General features: G+C 68.9%; 17 protein-coding genes and 1 pseudogene. 7 read left to right on the top strand and 11 right to left on the bottom strand.

The window, feature by feature from the left end:
• Positions 1-97 precede the first annotated feature (97 nt).
• From IE302_RS21805 to IE302_RS21795, 3 genes are all read right to left on the bottom strand, one after another.
• Complete coding sequence (locus tag IE302_RS21805; protein WP_191256361.1) at positions 98-1,783, bottom strand: bifunctional metallophosphatase/5'-nucleotidase; 1,686 nt, start codon at positions 1,781-1,783, stop codon at positions 98-100.
• 132 nt (positions 1,784-1,915) lie between these two features.
• Positions 1,916-2,704 (bottom strand): alpha/beta fold hydrolase, encoded by a 789-nt coding sequence (locus IE302_RS21800; RefSeq protein ID WP_191256360.1) that lies wholly within the window; start codon positions 2,702-2,704, stop codon positions 1,916-1,918.
• Positions 2,705-2,718: 14 nt separating this feature from the next.
• Positions 2,719-3,222, bottom strand: coding sequence for a GNAT family N-acetyltransferase (locus IE302_RS21795; RefSeq protein ID WP_191256359.1), 504 nt, complete (start codon positions 3,220-3,222; stop codon positions 2,719-2,721).
• A gap of 149 nt (positions 3,223-3,371) precedes the next feature.
• Here IE302_RS21795 and IE302_RS21790 point away from each other — a divergent pair, with 149 nt between their 5' ends.
• On the top strand, positions 3,372-4,019 hold the full coding sequence (locus IE302_RS21790) for a VanZ family protein (protein WP_191256358.1): 648 nt from the start codon (positions 3,372-3,374) through the stop codon (positions 4,017-4,019).
• Here the strand turns inward: IE302_RS21790 and IE302_RS21785 are convergent.
• Both IE302_RS21785 and IE302_RS21780 read right to left on the bottom strand, forming a co-directional pair.
• On the bottom strand, positions 3,960-4,136 hold the full coding sequence (locus IE302_RS21785; RefSeq protein WP_167334568.1) for a hypothetical protein: 177 nt from the start codon (positions 4,134-4,136) through the stop codon (positions 3,960-3,962). The two genes, IE302_RS21790 and IE302_RS21785, sit on opposite strands and share 60 nt — an antisense overlap.
• A gap of 96 nt (positions 4,137-4,232) precedes the next feature.
• Positions 4,233-4,886, bottom strand: a complete 654-nt coding sequence (locus IE302_RS21780) for a class I SAM-dependent methyltransferase (RefSeq protein WP_191256357.1) — start codon at positions 4,884-4,886, stop codon at positions 4,233-4,235.
• A 28-nt stretch (positions 4,887-4,914) separates the two neighbouring features.
• Between IE302_RS21780 and mug the strand changes: the two genes are divergently transcribed.
• From mug to IE302_RS21755, 5 genes are all read left to right on the top strand, one after another.
• The gene (gene mug, locus IE302_RS21775; RefSeq protein ID WP_191256356.1) at positions 4,915-5,466 is read left to right on the top strand and encodes a G/U mismatch-specific DNA glycosylase; all 552 of its coding nucleotides are present in this window, start codon (positions 4,915-4,917) and stop codon (positions 5,464-5,466) included.
• Positions 5,467-5,746: 280 nt separating this feature from the next.
• Entirely contained in the window at positions 5,747-6,547 is an 801-nt protein-coding gene (locus IE302_RS21770) for a response regulator transcription factor (RefSeq protein WP_191256355.1), read from the top strand.
• A 149-nt stretch (positions 6,548-6,696) separates the two neighbouring features.
• Complete coding sequence (locus IE302_RS21765) at positions 6,697-8,541, top strand: acyl-CoA dehydrogenase (RefSeq protein WP_191256354.1); 1,845 nt, start codon at positions 6,697-6,699, stop codon at positions 8,539-8,541.
• A 159-nt stretch (positions 8,542-8,700) separates the two neighbouring features.
• The gene (locus tag IE302_RS21760) at positions 8,701-8,994 is read left to right on the top strand and encodes a GlsB/YeaQ/YmgE family stress response membrane protein (RefSeq protein ID WP_191256353.1); all 294 of its coding nucleotides are present in this window, start codon (positions 8,701-8,703) and stop codon (positions 8,992-8,994) included.
• 31 nt (positions 8,995-9,025) lie between these two features.
• Positions 9,026-9,742: a leucine-rich repeat domain-containing protein gene (locus IE302_RS21755; protein WP_191256352.1), complete on the top strand. Its 717-nt coding sequence runs from the start codon at positions 9,026-9,028 to the stop codon at positions 9,740-9,742.
• Positions 9,743-9,745: 3 nt separating this feature from the next.
• On the opposite strand, the gene IE302_RS21750 is transcribed toward IE302_RS21755, so the two are convergent.
• From IE302_RS21750 to IE302_RS21735, 4 genes and pseudogenes are all read right to left on the bottom strand, one after another.
• The gene (locus tag IE302_RS21750; RefSeq protein WP_191256351.1) at positions 9,746-11,605 is read right to left on the bottom strand and encodes a VanW family protein; all 1,860 of its coding nucleotides are present in this window, start codon (positions 11,603-11,605) and stop codon (positions 9,746-9,748) included.
• 28 nt (positions 11,606-11,633) lie between these two features.
• The gene (locus tag IE302_RS21745) at positions 11,634-11,927 is read right to left on the bottom strand and encodes a GroES family chaperonin (protein WP_061981779.1); all 294 of its coding nucleotides are present in this window, start codon (positions 11,925-11,927) and stop codon (positions 11,634-11,636) included.
• 40 nt (positions 11,928-11,967) lie between these two features.
• Positions 11,968-13,776: an NHL domain-containing thioredoxin family protein gene (locus IE302_RS21740; RefSeq protein ID WP_191256900.1), complete on the bottom strand. Its 1,809-nt coding sequence runs from the start codon at positions 13,774-13,776 to the stop codon at positions 11,968-11,970.
• An 89-nt stretch (positions 13,777-13,865) separates the two neighbouring features.
• Positions 13,866-14,461, bottom strand: a pseudogene (locus IE302_RS21735) (class I SAM-dependent methyltransferase).
• Between the two features lie 113 nt (positions 14,462-14,574).
• Between IE302_RS21735 and IE302_RS21730 the strand changes: the two are divergent.
• Entirely contained in the window at positions 14,575-15,144 is a 570-nt protein-coding gene (locus IE302_RS21730; protein ID WP_191256350.1) for a hypothetical protein, read from the top strand.
• Positions 15,145-15,283: 139 nt separating this feature from the next.
• Here the strand turns inward: IE302_RS21730 and IE302_RS21725 are convergent, their stop codons facing one another.
• A complete protein-coding gene (locus tag IE302_RS21725) occupies positions 15,284-15,748 on the bottom strand; it encodes an SRPBCC family protein (RefSeq protein ID WP_191256349.1) in 465 nt (154 codons plus the stop codon).
• 35 nt (positions 15,749-15,783) lie between these two features.
• Positions 15,784-18,129 (bottom strand): oxidoreductase, encoded by a 2,346-nt coding sequence (locus IE302_RS21720; protein WP_191256348.1) that lies wholly within the window; start codon positions 18,127-18,129, stop codon positions 15,784-15,786.
• Between the last annotated feature and the right edge of the window lie 251 nt (positions 18,130-18,380).

Raw genomic sequence — 18,380 nt, 5'->3', positions numbered from 1 at the left:
CCTGGGTCACTGACAAAACCAGCCCACAGACGTCATGAAAGGGCCGTTCAGGACGAAAAACGTCTTGAACGGCCCTTTCATGACACTCGCGGAGCGGCTACGGAAGGACGGTGATCCGGTCCGCCGCCGGCGGCGCGATACCCGGGTGCGCGCCGAAGTACGCGATCAGCGCGTCCAGGTCCACCGGGCCACCGGACAGGCCGGTCCCCTTGGTGAACTCGGTGAAGCCGTCCCCGCCGGCGGCGAGGAAGTTGTTCACCGAGACGCGGTACGACGCCGCCGGGTCGATCGGCGCGCCGTTGAGCGTCAGGTTCGAGATGCGCGAGCCCTGGGCCGCCGACGCCGAGTACGAGTACTTCAGCGACTTCGAGATCTGCAGCGTGCGCACGATCCCGTTGGCCTGCCACTGCTGTTCGAGCACGTTCTTCAGGTTCGCCCCGGTGAGCGTGATCGTCTGCATGATGTTCGCGAACGGCTGCACTGCGAACGCCTCGCCGTAGGTCACGACGCCGTCGCCTTCACCGGCGGGCGAGGACGCGTAGGTGAAGTCCGTGCGGATGCCGCCCGGGTTCGTCATGGCGATCTGCGCGCCGTTCGACTGCGTGGCCTCGAGCTGGGCGTCGGCGATGACGTCGCCCAGCGGGGACTCGCCGGAGGGCGCGCCCTTGGCGACCAGGTCGGCGGTGATCGTGCCGACGGCCTTGTTCGCGATCGGCGCGGCCTTGGTCTTGGCCTCGTCGATCAGCTTCTGCACGTCGCCGTCAGGGTCGACGTCGCGGGTGACGATCTGGTTGTGCGCCTTGGTCTCGCCGCGCACGACGTCGCGGGTCCGGCGGTCGATCTTCAGGTCGACGACCGACAGCAGGCGGCCGAACGACGCGCCCTGGATCACCGGACGCGGTTTGCCTTCGGGGTCGTTGATCACGCAGTTGTACTGCTGGTGGCTGTGCCCGGTGAAGATCGCGTCCACTTTGGACGTCACCTTCTGCGCGATGGCGGTCGCGGCGCCCGGCTTGACCTTGCACTCGTCCGGACCGGCGGTCTCGGAGTTGTCGCCCTGGTGCAGCAGCACGACCTGCGCCTTGACGCCGACGAGGTCGAGCAGCTTGGCGGTGCGGTCGATCGCCTGGACCTCTTCGCCGAACTTCAGGCCCTTGATCGCCTCCGGGGTGACGACCTGCGGCAGGTCCTTCAGCGTCGCGCCGATGACACCGATCGGGACGCCGCCGGAGAACTCGATGCTGAACGGCAGCAACGCGGGGAAGCCGTTCTCGTAGTACACGTTGGCCCCGAGGAACGGGAAGTTCGCGCCCTTGAAGGACTTCCGGAACTGGCAGCCGTCGGTCGGATGGCAGCCGCCGTCCTGCATCCGGCGGAGCTCCTTGAGGCCCTCGTCGAATTCGTGGTTGCCCACCACGGAAGCCCGGACGCCGAGCTGGTTCAGCAGTTCGACGGTCGGCTCGTCGTGGAACAACGCCGAGATCACCGGCGACGCGCCGATGCTGTCACCGGCCGAAAGCACGACCGAGTTACGCGCTTCGCTCCGAAGCTTCTTCAGGTGCGTCGCGAGGTACACGGCACCTCCCGCGTTCACCGTCGTGCCGTCGGGCAGCGTGACGCGGCCGCTCGAACCGGACGGCGGTTCGAGGTTGCCGTGCAGGTCGTTGAACGTGATCAGCCGGACGTCGGTGGTGGCCGGCGCGGCGGACGCGGGCGCGGCGACGGTGGCCAGCGCGGTCAGCGCGGCACCGACTGCAATTACATTGCGCATCAGCGATCTCATCGACAGGGCGCTCCTTTGGTGCGATTGTTGCGAATGTCTGAAGGGCGCCCTGCCGCCGAGATAGCTGGGCCTCCGGCCGTGGCGCAACCCCCAAAAGATCAAAAGACCTCGGTCGCCTCGGCCGCAGTCACCTTAGCCGCGCCTGCGACCACCGTCGAGAATCACTTTCGCGACCGTCTCGGGCTCGTCGTTCATCGGCACGTGCCCGCAGCCACGCAACACCAGCAGTTCCGCCTTGGGCGCGATCCGGCGCAGCTCAGCGGCCTTCGGGCGGGCGAGGATGCGGTCGCGTTCCGCCCACGCGATGGTCACCGGGACGTCCCGGACGACGCCGTCGAACCGGAAACCGCCGCGGGCCTGCTCCAGCGTCGGCCGGAAGCCCGGGCAGCCCGCGAGCGCGCGGATGTCCTCCATGACGACCTGCGTGGTGAGCCGGTCCGGACGGCCGACGATCATCCCGGTCAGCATCGACCGGCCCGCCGGCGTCGCGGCGAGCCGCCGCGCGGTGCGTTCGGGGATCCGCTCGGCGAGCAGGCGATGGGTGCGCAGCATGCTCAGCGCGTACCGCTGCTGGCGCGGCGTCCACAGCCCGGCCGGGGACAGCGCCGTCACGCTGCGGACGAGACCCGCTTCGCCGAGCGCGAGCGAGAGCAGCCCGCCGAGCGAGTTGCCCGCGACATGCGGTTTGCCGAGGCCGTGTTCGCGGAAGAACTTCCCGAACATCTCGACCGCGGCTTCGACGCCGTAACCGCCGGAGTGCGGCGCCGATTCGCCGAAGCCGGGCAGGTCGACGGTGATGACGTCCCGGTGCGGGGTGAGCAGGCCGAGCACGGGCGACCAGGCCTGGCGGCGGTGGCCGACCCCGTGGATGAGCACCAGCGGCTCGCCGTGGCCCGCGCGGTCGAAGACGACGTTGTCCATCCCGCGAGGTTAGGCTATTTACTGCTACCTTTGGTAACAGGTAAATGCGGTAACACGTAAAAGAGCCGTTCGCGCTGCCGGGTGACGTCGTTCGGCATCGGCTCCAGTTCGCCCGTCGCGACGAACCCGAGCTTCAGATACAGCCGCCGCGCCCGCTCGTTGTCCTCCGCGACGTGCAGCCACAGCTCACCCGCGCCGTCGGCCTCGGCGGCCGACCGCACCTCGCCCAGCAGCTTCGTGCCCAGCCCCTGGCCACGGGCTTCGGCCGAGACCCACATCGAGTAGAGGATCCAGTCGCCGTCCCGGGCCCGCCCGGCGACCAGGCCCACCGCGCGGTCGTCGTCGAAGGCGGCGAACCAGGCGTCTCCGGCCAGCCTCTCGAGCCATTCCTCATCGGACTGCGCCCGTTCCGCCGCGGCGATCGAGCCGTAGTTCTCGGGAGTGTCCGTCAGGGCGCGCAGGCGGACGTCACGGAAGACATCGAGGTCTTCGGGGGTCAGCCGTCGAACGAGCAGCATCCAGGCAGAATCCCACGTCCACCGGCGGATCGGGAGCGAATATCGCCGATCGGCCAAGCACGGGATCAGCCACTTGGCCGATCCGGCCCCGGCCGCGGCGGCCCTTCGACCGAAGTGGCGGGACCCCCATGATCCATAACGTTCCTGTCATGACGAACGCACAGGTCACCGCCCTGCAGTACGGCTTGATCGGCTTCTTCGCGCTGTGGGCGACGGCGCTGATCCCGCAGCTGATCGTCCTGCACGCGCGGCACGGCCGGGTGCGTCTCCGTCCCGTCCTGACCATGGCCGCCGTGCTGCTCTACGCCACCATGACCCTGGCGGTGACCTTCCTGCCGCTGCCCGGCCCCGGCGTCAAACGGCTGAGCCAGACCGTGCAGCTGCATCCGTTCCAGTGGATCACCGACATCCACACCGAACTGCTCAAGCACGGGCTGCCGATGGCCGACTGGTTCGCCACCCAGACCTTCCAGCAGGCCACCATGAACGTGCTGCTGTTCGTCCCGCTCGGTTTCTTCGCCAGGACGCTGTGGAAGCGCGGCCTCATCGGCACGACGCTGATCGGCTTCACCGCTTCGCTGCTGATCGAGGTCACGCAGCTGACCGCGAACTTCGGCACCGCGCCCTACGTCTACCGGATCTTCGACGTCGACGACCTGCTCAACAACACCGGCGGCGCGATGCTCGGCTGGATCGCCGGGGCACTGCTGCTCAGCCTCGTCCGGAAGCCCGTTCCTTCAACGGTCGAGCTTCAGCCGCTCGGCCGCGAGCGGGTCGACCTCGCCCAGGTCCGCTAGCCTCGCCTGCCGTCGCTGGGCCGCGCGCCGCGCGGCCCGCCGGTCTTCCGCGATCACCAGCACGGTGGCCACGACGAAGATCAACGCGACCAGCCCGAGGATGAGCGAGAGCTGCAAAACGCCTCCTCGATACGACCTTGTGTGCGAGATCACAAACAGTACGCAGGTCGTGGTGACTTGGCCACCCCTTGCGACGAAAGTGGGTGTCGCAGGTCACGCGGGGACGGCCGTGAACCAGGTCCGGTCGCCGGCGCGCCAGCCCTCGAAGGCCAGCCCGGTCTCGGCGAGCGCGGCTTCCAGCGCCGGGACAGCGAGCCGGCGGCAGGTGAACGCCTGAGGCCACCAACGGTCGCCCGCCGAGTAGCGGACGACGGCCGACAGCAGGTCCCCGTCGCGGACGACCTGGCCGAGCCGGACGTCGACCTCGCCGATCCGGCCCCCTTGGCCGTCCCGGACCGACTCGAACCACTCCGGCGGATGCCATTCGACGAGCACCCGCCCGCCGGGCGCGACATGCGCTCGGGCGGTGGCCAAGAAGGCCGCGCGGTCGGCGTCGTCGGCGGTGTTGACCAGGTGACTGCCGAGCAGGACCGCGTCGAAGACCCGGCCGAGCCGCAGCTCCTCGATCTTCGAACACACCGTCTCGGCCCGGACGTGGGCGAGCATCTCCGGCGAGTCGTCCACCGCGACCACCGGATGCCCCAGGTCCAGCAGCGCGTGCGTGACCCGTCCGGCTCCGCTGCCGAGCTCCAGGATCGACGCGCCTTCCGGGATCGCCGCGTGCACGATCCCCGGCTCGTCGCCCGGTGGCAGCAGCCGGTACACCTCCACCGAGCAGCCGTCGGCCGTGAACACCCCCTGATCCATACCCTGCAGCGTGCCGGAAACTGGCCGGGTGAGGAGCAAACCGACCAAGGACGAGCTGGCCGCCGCGTACGGCAAGACCATCGACGACGTCATCGCGCCGGATCTGGACGTGCTGTTCTGCGGGATCAACCCCGGTCTCTACTCCGGCGCCCTCGGCCTGCACTTCGCCAGGCCGGGGAACCGGTTCTGGCCCGCGCTGTATCGCGGCGGCTTCACCCCGCGCCTGTTCGACCCGAGCGAACAGGACGAGCTGCTCGGCCTGGGCCTCGGCATCACCAACGTCGTCGCACGGACGACGGCGCGGGCCGACGAGCTGACGCCGGACGAGTTCCGGAAAGGTGGACGGCTGCTCACGACGAGGGTCGCCGAGTACCGGCCGCGCTGGCTCGCCGTGGTCGGGATCACGGCGTTCCGGACCGCGTTCGGTCTGCCGAAGGCGAAGATCGGCCCGCAGGACGGCGACATCGCCCGCGCACGGGTCTGGGTCCTGCCGAATCCGAGCGGCCTGAACGCCCATTGGACGCCCGCGGCGCTCGGGGACGAGTTCGGGCGTCTTCGTGCCGAAGTCCACTCTGAGTAGCGAACGCGCCAAGATCCTCCGTTGGCGCGCTCAATAGAGCCAGTGATCCACAACCGGTCGATACGCAGAGTTTGCTGCGACGACGCGATACATCTATGAGGGGGATACCGCGTCACGCCCACCGACCTACTGACTCGTAATAGTTACGAGGTGTCATCTCTGTCCGGTCCCGCAGGGGGGACCGGTTGGCGAGGGTGACCACGCCGGGGGGCCGTGGTCACCGAATGGACTTCTGTCCTCTCGTCCGGGGATGACGGGCAACAAAACGGAGGGGTCCGTGATGCGAGGCATCGAGCCGAACCGAACGCAGGCCGGCAGGCCTGGCGGACTGTCACCTGGCGGCCGCGGCCTCGGGGTGGCCGCCGTCGATCCCATCCCGATCTTCTGCGAGGGACTGAGCTCACTGGTCCACCGCACCCCCGGCCTGCAGTGGCTCGGGCACGCGGCGAGCCATCACGCCGCGCTCCAGCTGTGCGAACAGCTCAAACCGGACGTCATCGTGCTGGATTCGGCGCTCGATCCGAACTGCCACCTGTCCCGGCTGCTCAGCGGCGGCGATCCGGCGCTGGTCATCATCACGATGATCAGGGACACCAACCGCACCCAGCAGTACCTCGCCGCGGCGATCGCGGCGGGCGTGCACGCGATCGTGCCCCGGGCGACCGACGGGCGGCATCTGACCGAGGCGATCCGGCGCGCGCACAGTGACCGCCGCTACATCGACCCGACGCTGGCGGCGCTGACCGCGCGGCCGAAGCGCCAGCCCGTGCTCCCGAAACCGGGCGACGCCCCCAAACCGGCGACCGCACGCGGCCTGATGCCGCTGTCCCGGCGCGAGTACCAGGTCCTCCAGCTGGTCGCCGAGGGGCTGGAGAACTCCGGGATCGCGAAGATCCTGTTCCTGTCGGTGGAAACCGTGCGGACCCACGTCAAAAGCATCCTGCGCAAACTTTCGGCGCGGGACCGCACACACGCGGTGACCATCGCGTTCCGCTCCGGCATCCTGGTCACGAACCCCGACGACGCGCACAGCCCGGCCGAGGCGCCTTCGACCTCTTCGATCGCGCCGTCACCCCGCTGAACCGGCACCGAGACCCCCATATTGCTGATTTACACATCACAACAGTGGCCATTCACTTGCCGCCGGTTACCCACAGGTAATATCCTGAAGTTACCGGCGAGTAGGGGACGTGTGCCCGGCCGGGGAGCCGAACACATTGGAGTGACGAAATGGGCCACTACAAGAGCAACGTCCGAGACCTGGAGTTCAACCTCTTCGAGGTCCTCGGCGTGCAGGACCGCCTCGGCAAGGGCGTCCTGGCGGAATCCGACGAGGAGACCGCCCGCGGCGTGCTGACGGAGCTGAACAAGCTCGCTTCCGGTCCCCTCGCCGACTCGTACGCCGACGCGGACCGCAACCCGCCGGTGTACGACCCGAAGACCTTCTCGGTGAAGATCCCCGAGTCGTTCAAGAAGAGCTACCAGGCGCTGATGGACGGCGAATGGTGGCGGCTGGGCCTGCCGAACGAGCTGGGCGGCTTCGGCCTGCCCCCGACCGTGCAGTGGGCCGCGGCCGAGCTGATCCTCGGCGCCAACGCGCCGCTGTTCATGTACATGGCGGGCCCGAACTTCGCGGGCATCGTCGACAAGAACGGCACCGACGAGCAGAAGCGCTGGGCGCAGGTCATGATCGACCGCGGCTGGGGCGCCACGATGGTGCTCACCGAGCCCGACGCCGGTTCCGACGTCGGCGCCGGCCGCGCCAAGGCCGTCAAGCAGGAGGACGGCTCCTGGCACATCGACGGCGTGAAGCGGTTCATCACCTCGGCCGAGAACGACATGGTCGAGAACATCATGCACCTGGTGCTGGCCCGCCCCGAGGGCCCCGGCATCGAGACCAAGCCCGGCACCAAGGGCCTTTCGCTCTTCCTCGTGCCGAAGTTCCACTTCGACGGCGAGACCGGTGAGCTGGGCGAGCGCAACGGCGCCTTCGTCACCAATGTCGAGCACAAGATGGGCATCAAGGCCTCCACCACCTGCGAGCTGACCTTCGGCCAGCACGGCACCCCCGCCAAGGGCTGGCTGCTGGGCGAGGTGCACGACGGCATCGCGCAGATGTTCCAGGTCATCGAGTACGCCCGCATGATGGTCGGCACGAAGGCCATCGCGACGCTGTCGACCGGTTACCTCAACGCGCTCGAGTACGCCAAGGAGCGCGTCCAGGGTTCGGACCTGCCGAACATGCTGAACAAGGCGGCGCCGCGCGTCACGATCACCCACCACCCGGACGTCCGCCGCTCGCTGATGCTGCAGAAGGCGTACGCCGAGGGCCTCCGCGCGGTGTACCTCTACACGGCGACCTTCCAGGACCAGGTGTGGACCGGCGAAGGCGACGAGGCTTCGCAGAAGGTCGCGCACGGCGTCAACGACCTGCTGCTGCCGATCGTCAAGGGCGTCGGCTCCGAGCGCGCGACCGAGCAGCTCGTGCAGTCGCTCCAGACCCTCGGCGGGTCGGGCTTCCTGCAGGACTACCCGATCGAGCAGTACATCCGTGACGCGAAGATCGACTCGCTGTACGAAGGCACCACGGCCATCCAGTCGCTGGACTTCTTCTTCCGCAAGATCGTCCGCGACAAGGGCGCTTCGCTGGCCTACGTCGCCGGGGAGATCACGAAGACCATCGAGTCGGAGATCGGCAACGGGCGCCTCAAGAACGAGCGCGGGCTGCTCAAGCAGGCGCTCGAAGACACCCAGGGCATGCTCGGCTCGCTGATCGGCTACCTGACCTCGTCGCAGGAAGACCCGCAGAACATCAACAAGGTCGGCCAGCACACGGTCCGCCTGCTGATGTCGGTCGGCGACCTGCTCATCGGCTGGCAGCTCATCAAGCACGCCGAGGTCGCCATCGGCAAGCTCGACGCGGGCGCGTCGGCGAAGGACACCCCGTTCTACGAGGGCAAGCTCGCCGTGGCGTCGTTCTTCGCGAAGAGCGTGCTGCCGGAGCTGACGTCGCGCCGCGCGATCGTCGAGGCCGCGGACAACAGCCTGATGGACATCCCCGAAGCCGCTTTCTAAGTGATTTCGTGACGAGAAGCCCCCTCCTCGCGGAGGGGGCTTCTCGCGTTTTGAGAGCGTTCACGGCCGCGGGTTCACCCGGAAAGGGGTATCGAGGCGCGACGAGCCGGTTTCGGTGTCACCGTTGGTACCAACTGATTCTCCAGCGAAGGAGGAACCATGTTGGGTGGCCTTTGGGGCATCATCACCACGATCGTGGTCGGGCTGATCCTCGGTGTCATCGGCCGGATGCTCGCGTCCGGCGATCAGAAGATCCCGATGTGGCTGACGATCGTCGTCGGTATCGTCGCCGCCTTCATCGGCAACTGGCTGGCCGGCGTGTTCGGGGTCCGCGACACCCCGGGCATCGACTGGATCCGGCACGCTTTCCAGGTCGGCGCCGCGGTCGTCGGTGTGATCGCCGCGTCCGCGATCTACGCGAAGGTCAAGGGCGGGCATCACGCCTCGACCTGACCCGAGCTGACGAGGGCTACGGTCGGCCCCTGTGACCACTCGACTCGAACTCAGTGGCCAGGGGCTGACCTCCCTGTCCGGTGTCCCGCTCCCGGCATCGCTCGAATACCTGGACCTCTACGACAACCGGCTGACCTCCGTTCCCGACGACCTGTGGTCGCTCACCGGGCTCCGGGTGCTGAACCTGGCCACGAACCGGCTGACCTCCGTCTCGCCCGCGATCGGCGCCCTGCGGCGGCTGCACACGCTGGACCTGGGGCACAACGAGCTCACGGCCCTCCCGGACGAGCTCGGCGAGCTCGCCGGGCTGACGGAATACCTCTACGTGAGCGACAACGAGCTGACCGAATTCCCGGTCGCGCTGTGCTCGCTCGGGCGGCTGAAGTACCTGGGGTGCACGGACAATCGCATCTCGAAGCTGCCGGAAGACCTCTCCGGACTGACCGCGCTTCGAGAACTTCGGCTGTACGGCAACGGGTTGACCGAAATCCCGGAATCGCTGGGCACGCTTTCCACGTTGCGCGAGCTGCATCTGCGGAAGAACCGGCTGACGTCCTTGCCTTCCTCGATCGGCGAGCTGAGCGAATTGCGCCAGCTGGACCTGCGCGAGAACCGGCTCGTCTCGCTGCCGTCCTCTCTCACTCGGCTGTCCAAATTGGACAAACTGGATCTGCGGTGGAACAAGGACCTCCGGGAGCCGCCATGGCTCGCGGACTTCGAGGCCCGCGGCTGCATGGTGCTGCGGTGAGGCTCAGCCGCAGATGACCGCGGCACGCGGCGAGTAGGTCGCGTTCCGCGTCTCCCGGCGGACCTCCGTGCCGGTGACGACGTCGACGAGGACGCGGGTGTCCGAGGTGCCGAACCCGGCGGCACCGGGATCCGGCACGCAGCCGGGACCCGATCCGACCCGCACCGGCTGGGGAACGTAGGAATGCCGCTCGCCGCCGACGCTCTGGACCGAAAAGCGTTTCGTGCCCCAGATCCGCACGGTCACCGAGCCGTTCGCGGGGATCACCTGGATCGCGATGCCGGTCGGGGCGTCGTTGACGATCTGCATCTCGACGGGCGAACCGTCGTCGTTGATCGCCTTCACGTCGCGCGCGCCCGGATAGCGGTCCAGGTAGTGGTCGTGCTCCAGATGCCCGCCGTCGGCCAGCCCGGCCAGGTACGCGGCGTTGTAGAGCGTCGTCGCGAGCTGCGAGACGCCGCCGCCGACCACGACCGGTCCGGTGCCGTCCTCGTTCGCCGGTGCTGGGACGTAACCCGCGTCGGCCGTCCTCGCCCCGGACCGCGCGCCGAGGCTGAACGTCTCGTTCGGTTTCACGATGGCACCGGAGACACGGCCGGCCAGCGCCTGCACGTTCGTCATCGCCGGCCCGCTCAGGCCGGACGTGGTGAACTCGCCGATGACCTCGTTGATGCCGAGGACGTTCGCCGCGTCGGTGCTGACGACCGGGCTGCTGGCGTCGTAGACCGCTTTCAGCTCACGGTCCTCGCTCTTGGCGAGCGTCGTGGTCAGCGTGGAGAACGTGAGGTCCCAGTTGACCTTCCTCGCGTCCTTCGACGGCTGCACCGCGGGCCTGTCACCGACGAAGACGATCTGCGCGTCCGCGCCGTCGGTCTCGGTGTCCTTGAGCTGCGGCTGCGCCGCGGCCCGGAGTTTTCCCTGGTCGATGCGGACTTCGAGGTTGCCGTCGTCGCGCGCGGCGAACTGGAAGGACCCCGCGATCGCGTCCGGTTTCAGCGTCGCGTCCTTGCCTTCGCCGCGGATCAGGAGCGGCTTCGCGACCGCCGGGGTGACGATCTTGTCGAGCGCCGCGTGCACGCCCGGCGAGTTCGCCTTCACCGGCGCGACGTTCACCTTCAGCTCGACACCGCCGTCGCTCAGCCAGCCGTCGGTGACCGCGGTGACCGCGGCCTTCAGGTCGGCGAGTGTCTGGCCCGCCCGCGGTTCGACCGCGGCCGCGGCGATTCCGCCGTCGGTGCCCGCGATGGGCCGGAAGGTGATGTCACCTTCGATCGGCGGACGGTTCAGCTGCGCCGCGGCGAGGTCGGAGACGGTCTTTTCGAGCTTCGGCGCGTCCGTCCAGGTGACGACGCCGACCTCGCGGCTGGTGAAGAACGACATCAGCCGCGTGTACGGGCTCAGCGGCTGGTGACCGGCGCGGCCCAGCGTCTGCGGCCAGTCCAGGCCGAGACCGGACGACGTCGGGTACAGGACCGTGTGGACGTCACCCGCCCGCACCCGCACCGGCTCGATCAGCCTCGGCTCCAGCTCACGGCGAAGCTTCGACTCGGCCGCCTTGTGCGTGAGGCCGCCGACGTCGATCCCCGCGACGGTGACGCCACGCGGGACGTCCCCGGCGCTGACGATCAGATCGGCCGCGTACGCGAGCACGAACAGGCCCATGAGCACCCCGGCGGCCATGAGGGCCTTGCCGAGCCCCTTGCGGAACCTCGACGCGGGCGTGGATGGCGGATGCACCACCCTGTCGCCTTGGAAGAGCTCGTCTACCAGGCCTTCGTCGTTTTCCGGAGCTTCGTCCGGGTCCGGGAGGAGTTCGTCGGTGAACAGGTCGGTGCCCGGCTCTTCGTGGTCATCGCGTACCAACTCTCACCACCCCTCCCACGGGCTGGAGCTACAGGTACAACCCCGTGCCGTGTTCGGTCCGCTCGGTCGCCACGGCGTGGATGTCCCGCTCCCTCATCACCAGGTGTCCCTCGCCCTGGATCTCGACCTCGTGCTGGTCCTCCGGGTTGAACAGCACGCGGTCGCCGGTCTTGACGTTCCGCACACTGTTGCCCACGCCCAGTACATCACCCCACGCCAGCCGTCGCGCCACTTGCGCGGTGGCGGGGATGACGATGCCGCCGGAGCTCCGGCGCTCCCCGTCCTCGGGGGACAGCTTCACGAGCACCCTGTCCTGCAGCATCTGAATTTCGAGTTTCGGCCCGTCTGACACAGGTGAGACTCTACTTTCCCGGGTCCCCCGCCATGACCAGGCTCAGCGCGCTTTCTCCACCGTTTTCGAACCGCACCGGCACACCCCAGTCCTGCCGGGTGATGCGGCAGGCGGGATGCTCGCCCCCGTCGTCACAGCTCGCGGCCTGCGCGACGACCTGCAGGACACCTCCGGTGGCTCCCTCGGCGAAGCGGAGCTTGCGGAACAGGTCCGTGCCGACCCCCGCGCCTTCGGCGAGCAGTTCCGGCGGGGAAGCACTGATCTCCAGCCGCGTCGACGGGCCGAAACGGTCATCGAGCTTCTCGCCGGGCGGCGGGGTGAAGACGACGGAGAACTCCAGCTCACCCGGCGCGAGCACGGTCGGCGGGCGGCGGACCGCGTGCGCGTCCCCGGCCACGGCCTGCTCGCCGAGCGGCACCGGCCCGATCCGGCTGCCCGCCGACTCGACGACCAGCAGTTCTCCGTCGTGCACCAGCAGGCCGGACGGCTCCGCGAGCCCTGTCGCCAGCGTGGTCACCCGGCGGGTGAACGGGTCGTAGCGGCGGACCGCGCCGTTGTAGGTGTCGGCGATCGCGATGGTGTCGCCGGGCAGCACGGCGAGGCCGAGCGGATGCTGCAGGAGCGCCTGATCGGCCGGTCCGTCGACGTGGCCGAACGAGAACAGGTCGACGCCGACCGCCGTGTGCACGGTGAACGTCTCGCCCTCGGGCTCGATCCAGCGCAGCGCCGACGTCTCCGCGTCCGCGAGCCACAGCTTCTGCCTGTCGGGCGCGAGGCCGGACGTCTGCGCGAAGAACGCTTCGTGGACGTCGCCGTCTCGCAGGCCTTCGACCGTCGTACCGGCGAAGCGGCGGATGGTGCCCGAGACCGGCTCGAACACGCTCAACGTGTGGTTGCCGGCCATGGCGACCACGACCCCGCCCGCGGGCCCCCACCAGGCGACGTCCCAGGGGCTCGTGAGGTCGATGTCGAGCGCCTTGCCGGTGTCGACACCGTCGCGCCACTGGCGGCCGGTGCCGGCGACCGTGGAGACCTCGCCGGTGATCAGGTCGATGCCGCGCAGCCGGTGACCGGCGGTGTCGGCGACGACGGCGTGGTAGCCCGCTCGCTCCGCGACCTCGTACGGCAGCAGGGTGATCCCGGACGGCTCGGTGAAACTCGCCAGGTCGAACGGTCCGTCCTGCGCGCCGCGGGCGCCGCTGCCGAAGCGGCGGATGATCGTCTCGCCGTCGGACGCGAACTCGACGATGGAGTGGTTGCCGGTGTCGGCGACCAGGATCCGGCCCTCGGCGGTGGTGACGGCCTTGCTCGGGAAACGCAGTTCGGCGCGCTGCTCCTCGGCCGGGACGTACGGGCTGCCGCCGCGGCGGAGCGTGCCCTTGGCCTCGTGGGTCGCGACGAGGTCGGCGATCACCCGGCGCAGCGCCTCGGCGTGCCCCTCACCGGCGGCGACGTGGACGACGTACCCCTCGGGGTCGACGACGACCAGCGTCGGCCACGCCTTGACCGCGTACTGCGACCAGGTGGCCATCTTGGGGTCGTTGAGGACCGGGTGGTGCACCTCGTAGCGGCGCACGGCGGCCTCGATCGCGGCCGCCTCGCCCTCGTGCAGGAACTTGGGCGAATGCACGCCGATGGTCACCAGGACGTCGGCGAACTCGGCCTCCAGCGGGCGCAGTTCGTCCAGCACGTGCAGGCAGTTGACGCAGCCGCTGGTCCAGAAGTCCAGCAGGACGACGCGGCCGCGCAGCCCGGCCAGCGTGAGCCGTTCGCCGCCGGTGTTGAGCCACCCGTCACCGGCGAGCTCGGGCGCCCGCACGCGGGACTGCGTTCGTGGAGAAGTCACGCCATGAGTGAACTACACGGGTCGCCGCTCTGTTCCGTCGTCCAGGCGTTGAGAGGGCGAGCTCACCCCAGAGGAGGAGCCTCATGTGGGTGATGAGAGACCTTCTCCCAGACCGATACGTGCCCCGTGCTCTCGGCGGTGAAGTCCGAACGGGCCCAATCCGCCCAGCGGTGCTTCGGGCGCATTCCGGCGATCCGGGCCATGAGGTCCAGCTCGGCGGGCCAGACGAAGCGGAAGGGGATGCGGCGGAACCGCCCCGTCCCGTCCGGTGACACGGTCACGTGGTTCGAGGTGAACCGCTGCGTGACCACGTCGTACTGGTCGAACCCGACGTAGCCGGCGTCGTGGTCCATCGCGAAGGGGACGACGTCCTGCCCGGGCGGCATGCGGCGCAGGTCCGGCAGGCCCACGTCGACGACGAACAGGCCGCCGGGCCGCAGATGCGCCGCCGCGTTGCGGAAGACGTCGACCTGGCCGTCCTGGGTGGTCACGTTGCCGATCGTGTTGAACACCAGGAAGACCAGCGAAACTCGCCCGCCACCCGCGTGGTCGTCATGTCGCCGATCGTGACCTCGACCGCGTCGCCGCCTGGGTCGTCGTAGGCCGTGGCGACGCTCTCGGGGAACCAGCCGTCGGCCGGGTCGTCTTCGAAGCTCACGATCCCGGACGCTACCGCCGGGACGGTGCGCTCTTCATCCCGTTTTCGCCGCCGCGCTCGGCCGGCGTTAAAAGAGAAGGCGCTTGCGCGGTGCGCAATTTACGCTCGAACACATGTCCACTGTTGAGCACGCCTTCACCATCGAGGAGGCACACGACCTCCAGGCGAGCTTGGCCGAACCCGTGCGTCCCGGGTTGAGCGAGGCCGAGCTCGACGACGTCGAAGCACGTTTCGGCTTCCGGTTCGCCGCCGACCACCGGACCTTCCTGTCCGCCGGGGTGCCGATCGGCGACCGCTGGCCGGACTGGCGCTGCGGCAACCCCGACCAGCTGCGGAAACGGCTGGACTGGCCGGTCGACGGGGTGCTGTACGACGTCGAACACAACAACTTCTGGCTGCCGGACTGGGGCATGCGCCCGATCGACCTGGCCGACGCGCTTTCGCGAGCCCGCTCGCACCTCGCGCGAGTGCCGCAGCTCGTGCCCGTCTGCGGGCATCGGTATCTGCCCGGGATCGCCGGGAGCACGGGATATCCGGTGTTTTCGGTGTACCAGACCGACATCGTCTATTACGGCTACGACCTGCGGGGGTACCTGCGGCACGACTTCGGCGACGAGCCGCTGGGCCCACCTCCGGCGGGCGGGCCGCGGCCCGTCGAGTTCTGGTCGCGGTTCGTGGAATGAACGGACCGTTCATGCCTTGAGTTCGCGGTTCTGCGCCACTACATGTGGTCATTCGCCGCGTCGGGCGTCACCAAATGTGCCCCCGGCGATAGCAAAGGTCCCTCGCTATTTTCGCGATTCGGGAAAGTGGTGGTAGGGGTCAGGATTCGGCGGCGGCCTTCAGCCGGGCCAGCGTCGCGGCGATGTTCGCCCGGTTGGCGTCGTCCCGCTTCCAGATCCCGGTGAACAGCGACGTCGGCCCGCGCAGCCAGCCCGGCCGCCGGTCCCACGTGCTCTCCACGGCCACGCACCCGTCGTCCGACGCCTCGATGTCGTACTGCCAGCGCGCGACCGGAAGCCCGGCGACCGTGGTCACCTCGAACGCGAACCGCCTGCCCTCGTCGGCGTCGGTGATCGTCGACAAGGTGCTCCAGCGACGGATCCCGTTGCGGTTGCGGCCGCGGAACTTGGCGCCGACCGCGGCCCCCTTCGCGGCACCGACCCAGCGGTGCCCCTCGTACTCCTCGGCCATGCCCGCGAGCACGCCCGGGTCACTGACCAGGGCGTACACCTTCGCGGGCGGGGCGGCGATCGTGATCTTGCCGGTGGCGCTGGGTTCAGTCATGACATACCTCCGTACTGAGGGTATGTGAAATACCCTCAGTTGTCCCTCCGGAGCATGCGGCTTATCCCGGCCGCGACCGTCGTCGCCAGCACCCAGCCCGACGCGGTGAACCCGGCCGCGACCCAGTTGTCCATGCCGTGCATGTACCAGCGCGACTTGTTGCCGAAGTCGACGATCGGGACCAGGAGGTCGATCGTGTACAGCACCGGGTTCCACTGCAGGCCGGTGTCGTCCTGGTTGACCAGGCACCGCGGCCCGCTCACCGTGAGATTGGGATTGGTGACGCAGTCGTCGGTACCGAGCCCGAACCACAGGCTGCCGAGCACGAGCAGCGTCAGCAGCCAGCCGAGCGCGCGCACCGGGCGGAAGCCGTAACCGACCATCGACCGCTGCAACCAGCTCCACACGTGCACGCCAGGCCCGAAGAATTTGAAGCCCTTCGCGAGCGCCACGTACCGGAACTGCTGCTTCTTCAGCAGCACCGTGGACGCGTGCTCTTCATTTCCGGACTCGCGCAGCGTCGCCGCCAGCTGGTCGTACGGTCCCGGGCGATACCCGTCCATCGCCTTGCGCAGCAACACGATCCGATGGTCGATCGCCCGGTCGTCGTCGAGCGCGATGTCCTCCTGCAGCGCGTCGTACCGGAAATCCTCCAGCTCGATCCCCGCCGTCGACGCCCAGAACGCCTCGTTGTCGCCCAGCGTCCCGCAATGCGCGCGCCGCAGGACGATCCGGCCGTCCGGCGGGACACCGGGCGTGAGCAGGAATTCGTCGGCCGAGACATCGCTGCCGTCGAGCGCGATCCCGTGCTGCGGCAAGGAACCGAGCCGCGCGCCGCGGAAGTCGACGCGCCGCGCGACCTGCGCGCCATCGAGGTTGACCCCGCCCTGCGCGACGAACGGGCGTTCCTTGTTCTCGGTGAGGATCAGGTCCCGGCCGATCCGCGCGGTGCGGACGTCGAGTGAGTAGCTGGTGCGGGTGCGGGCACCGGGCTCGGTCAAACTCGTACCGAAGAGGTTCACGCTGCCGCCGATCTCGGCGCCTTGCAGTCGCAAGGTGCCCTGGACGGTCGCGTCGGTGAGCTGGAAGTTGCCCGCGATCTTCGCGCGCCGCGCGGAAAAGACGTCGCGGCGCGGGTGCAGGAACATCGAGTTCCACGCCAGCACGTTGCCGCCGACGGTGATGTCGGCCATGCGCAACTGCCCGGACGGCACGCGCAGGCTCGTCGCCTCGAGGTCGCCGCCGATCGTCGTGCCGTCGAGGTGGATCGCGCGATCGTAGTAGGGAATGGTCTGCCCTCGGACGACCTGGACCTCGGCGCCTGCCAGGCGCAGCGAACCGCCGATCCGGGCGTTGACCATCCGCAGCGTCCCGGTCGCCTGCATACCGTCGCTCAGCTCGATGTTCCCCTTGATCGTCGAGCGATCCGCGACCAGCGCCGGCCGCGGGTCGAGGTACGGGTCGTTCGACTTCCACGCGTCGACGACGATCGGCCCGGCCTGGTTCACCGAGAGCTTGGCCTCACGCAAAATGATGTCACTGTCCACAGTGGCGCTCGGCAGGAACATGATCCCACTGGCGGAGAAGCGTTTCCGCTGCGCGGCGGGCCCGTAGTTGTCCACTTCGCACAGCAGGCTGCCGCCGATGTGGATCCCGTTCCCGTTGAGCGCGAAGCCGTCCCGGTTGTTCAGCGTCGCACCGGAGAAGTTGACGTTACCGCCTGCCCGCATACCCGGGATGCGGACTTCTCCGTTGGCCACCAACCGATACGCCAGCAACGCGCCGACGATGTTGACCCGGTCGGCCTGGATCGCCTTGCCGCGCGGATGAGTGATCACCGTGCGGGTCAGCACGACCGAGCCCTCGATGACCGCGTCGGTGAGGTTGACCGCCGCGTTCGGCATCCCGCGCTCGCGATCGTCGCCACGCTGGACCGTGGTCTCCTCGATCTCGTGCTCGCCGTCGACGTGCACGACACTGCGGATGAGGCGGACGTCGTTGCGGGTACGGAGATTGCGCGCCTTGAGCCCGGGCAGCCAGCACTTGCGGAACACGAGCCCGAGCAGATGCGCCTCGCGGACGTCCGGCGGATGCTCGAACCGGCACCGCTCGAACCGGAACAGATACTTGATGTCGGCCGCGCGCAGATCGAGCGTCCCGGTGATGTAGGCGTCCTCGACCTGCACGATCGGCGCGTTGGTCGCCTGGCGGCGCCACCGCAGCAGGCCGGTCGTCCCCGGCTTCATCAACTCGGACGCCGGGACCTCGTAGCGCTTGTCAGGATTCGGGTCGAACGGGTCGAGCGGCGGCAGCGTCGCGTCACCGTTCGTTTCGCCTTCCCCCGGATCGCGCGGCCCGTTGTTGCGCCGAAAGCCCGGCATCGTCTCGCTTCCCTCCCCGTCGTTCCCCGGTCACCAGCGAAGCCGATCACACCGGGGATTCGCAAGTGGGCCAGGGCATCAGACCTGAACCTGCCACCACACCGCGACGGCAGAACGGCCACCGCGGGTTCCGTACCAGGCCGTATCGGTGATCTTGACCCGACTTGCCGCCCGCGCGACCGTCCGCTGCTACGGTCACTTACCGGAGTCATAGGGGAACTACGGGTAGGTCGCGCCCTTCGCGACCCGTG

It is taken from the genome of Amycolatopsis oliviviridis (genome assembly GCF_014654365.1).
In the GTDB taxonomy this organism is placed as follows: domain Bacteria; phylum Actinomycetota; class Actinomycetes; order Mycobacteriales; family Pseudonocardiaceae; genus Amycolatopsis; species Amycolatopsis oliviviridis.
Note: the sequence above shows the minus strand (reverse complement) of the source record. Positions and strands in the feature narration are given on the sequence as shown.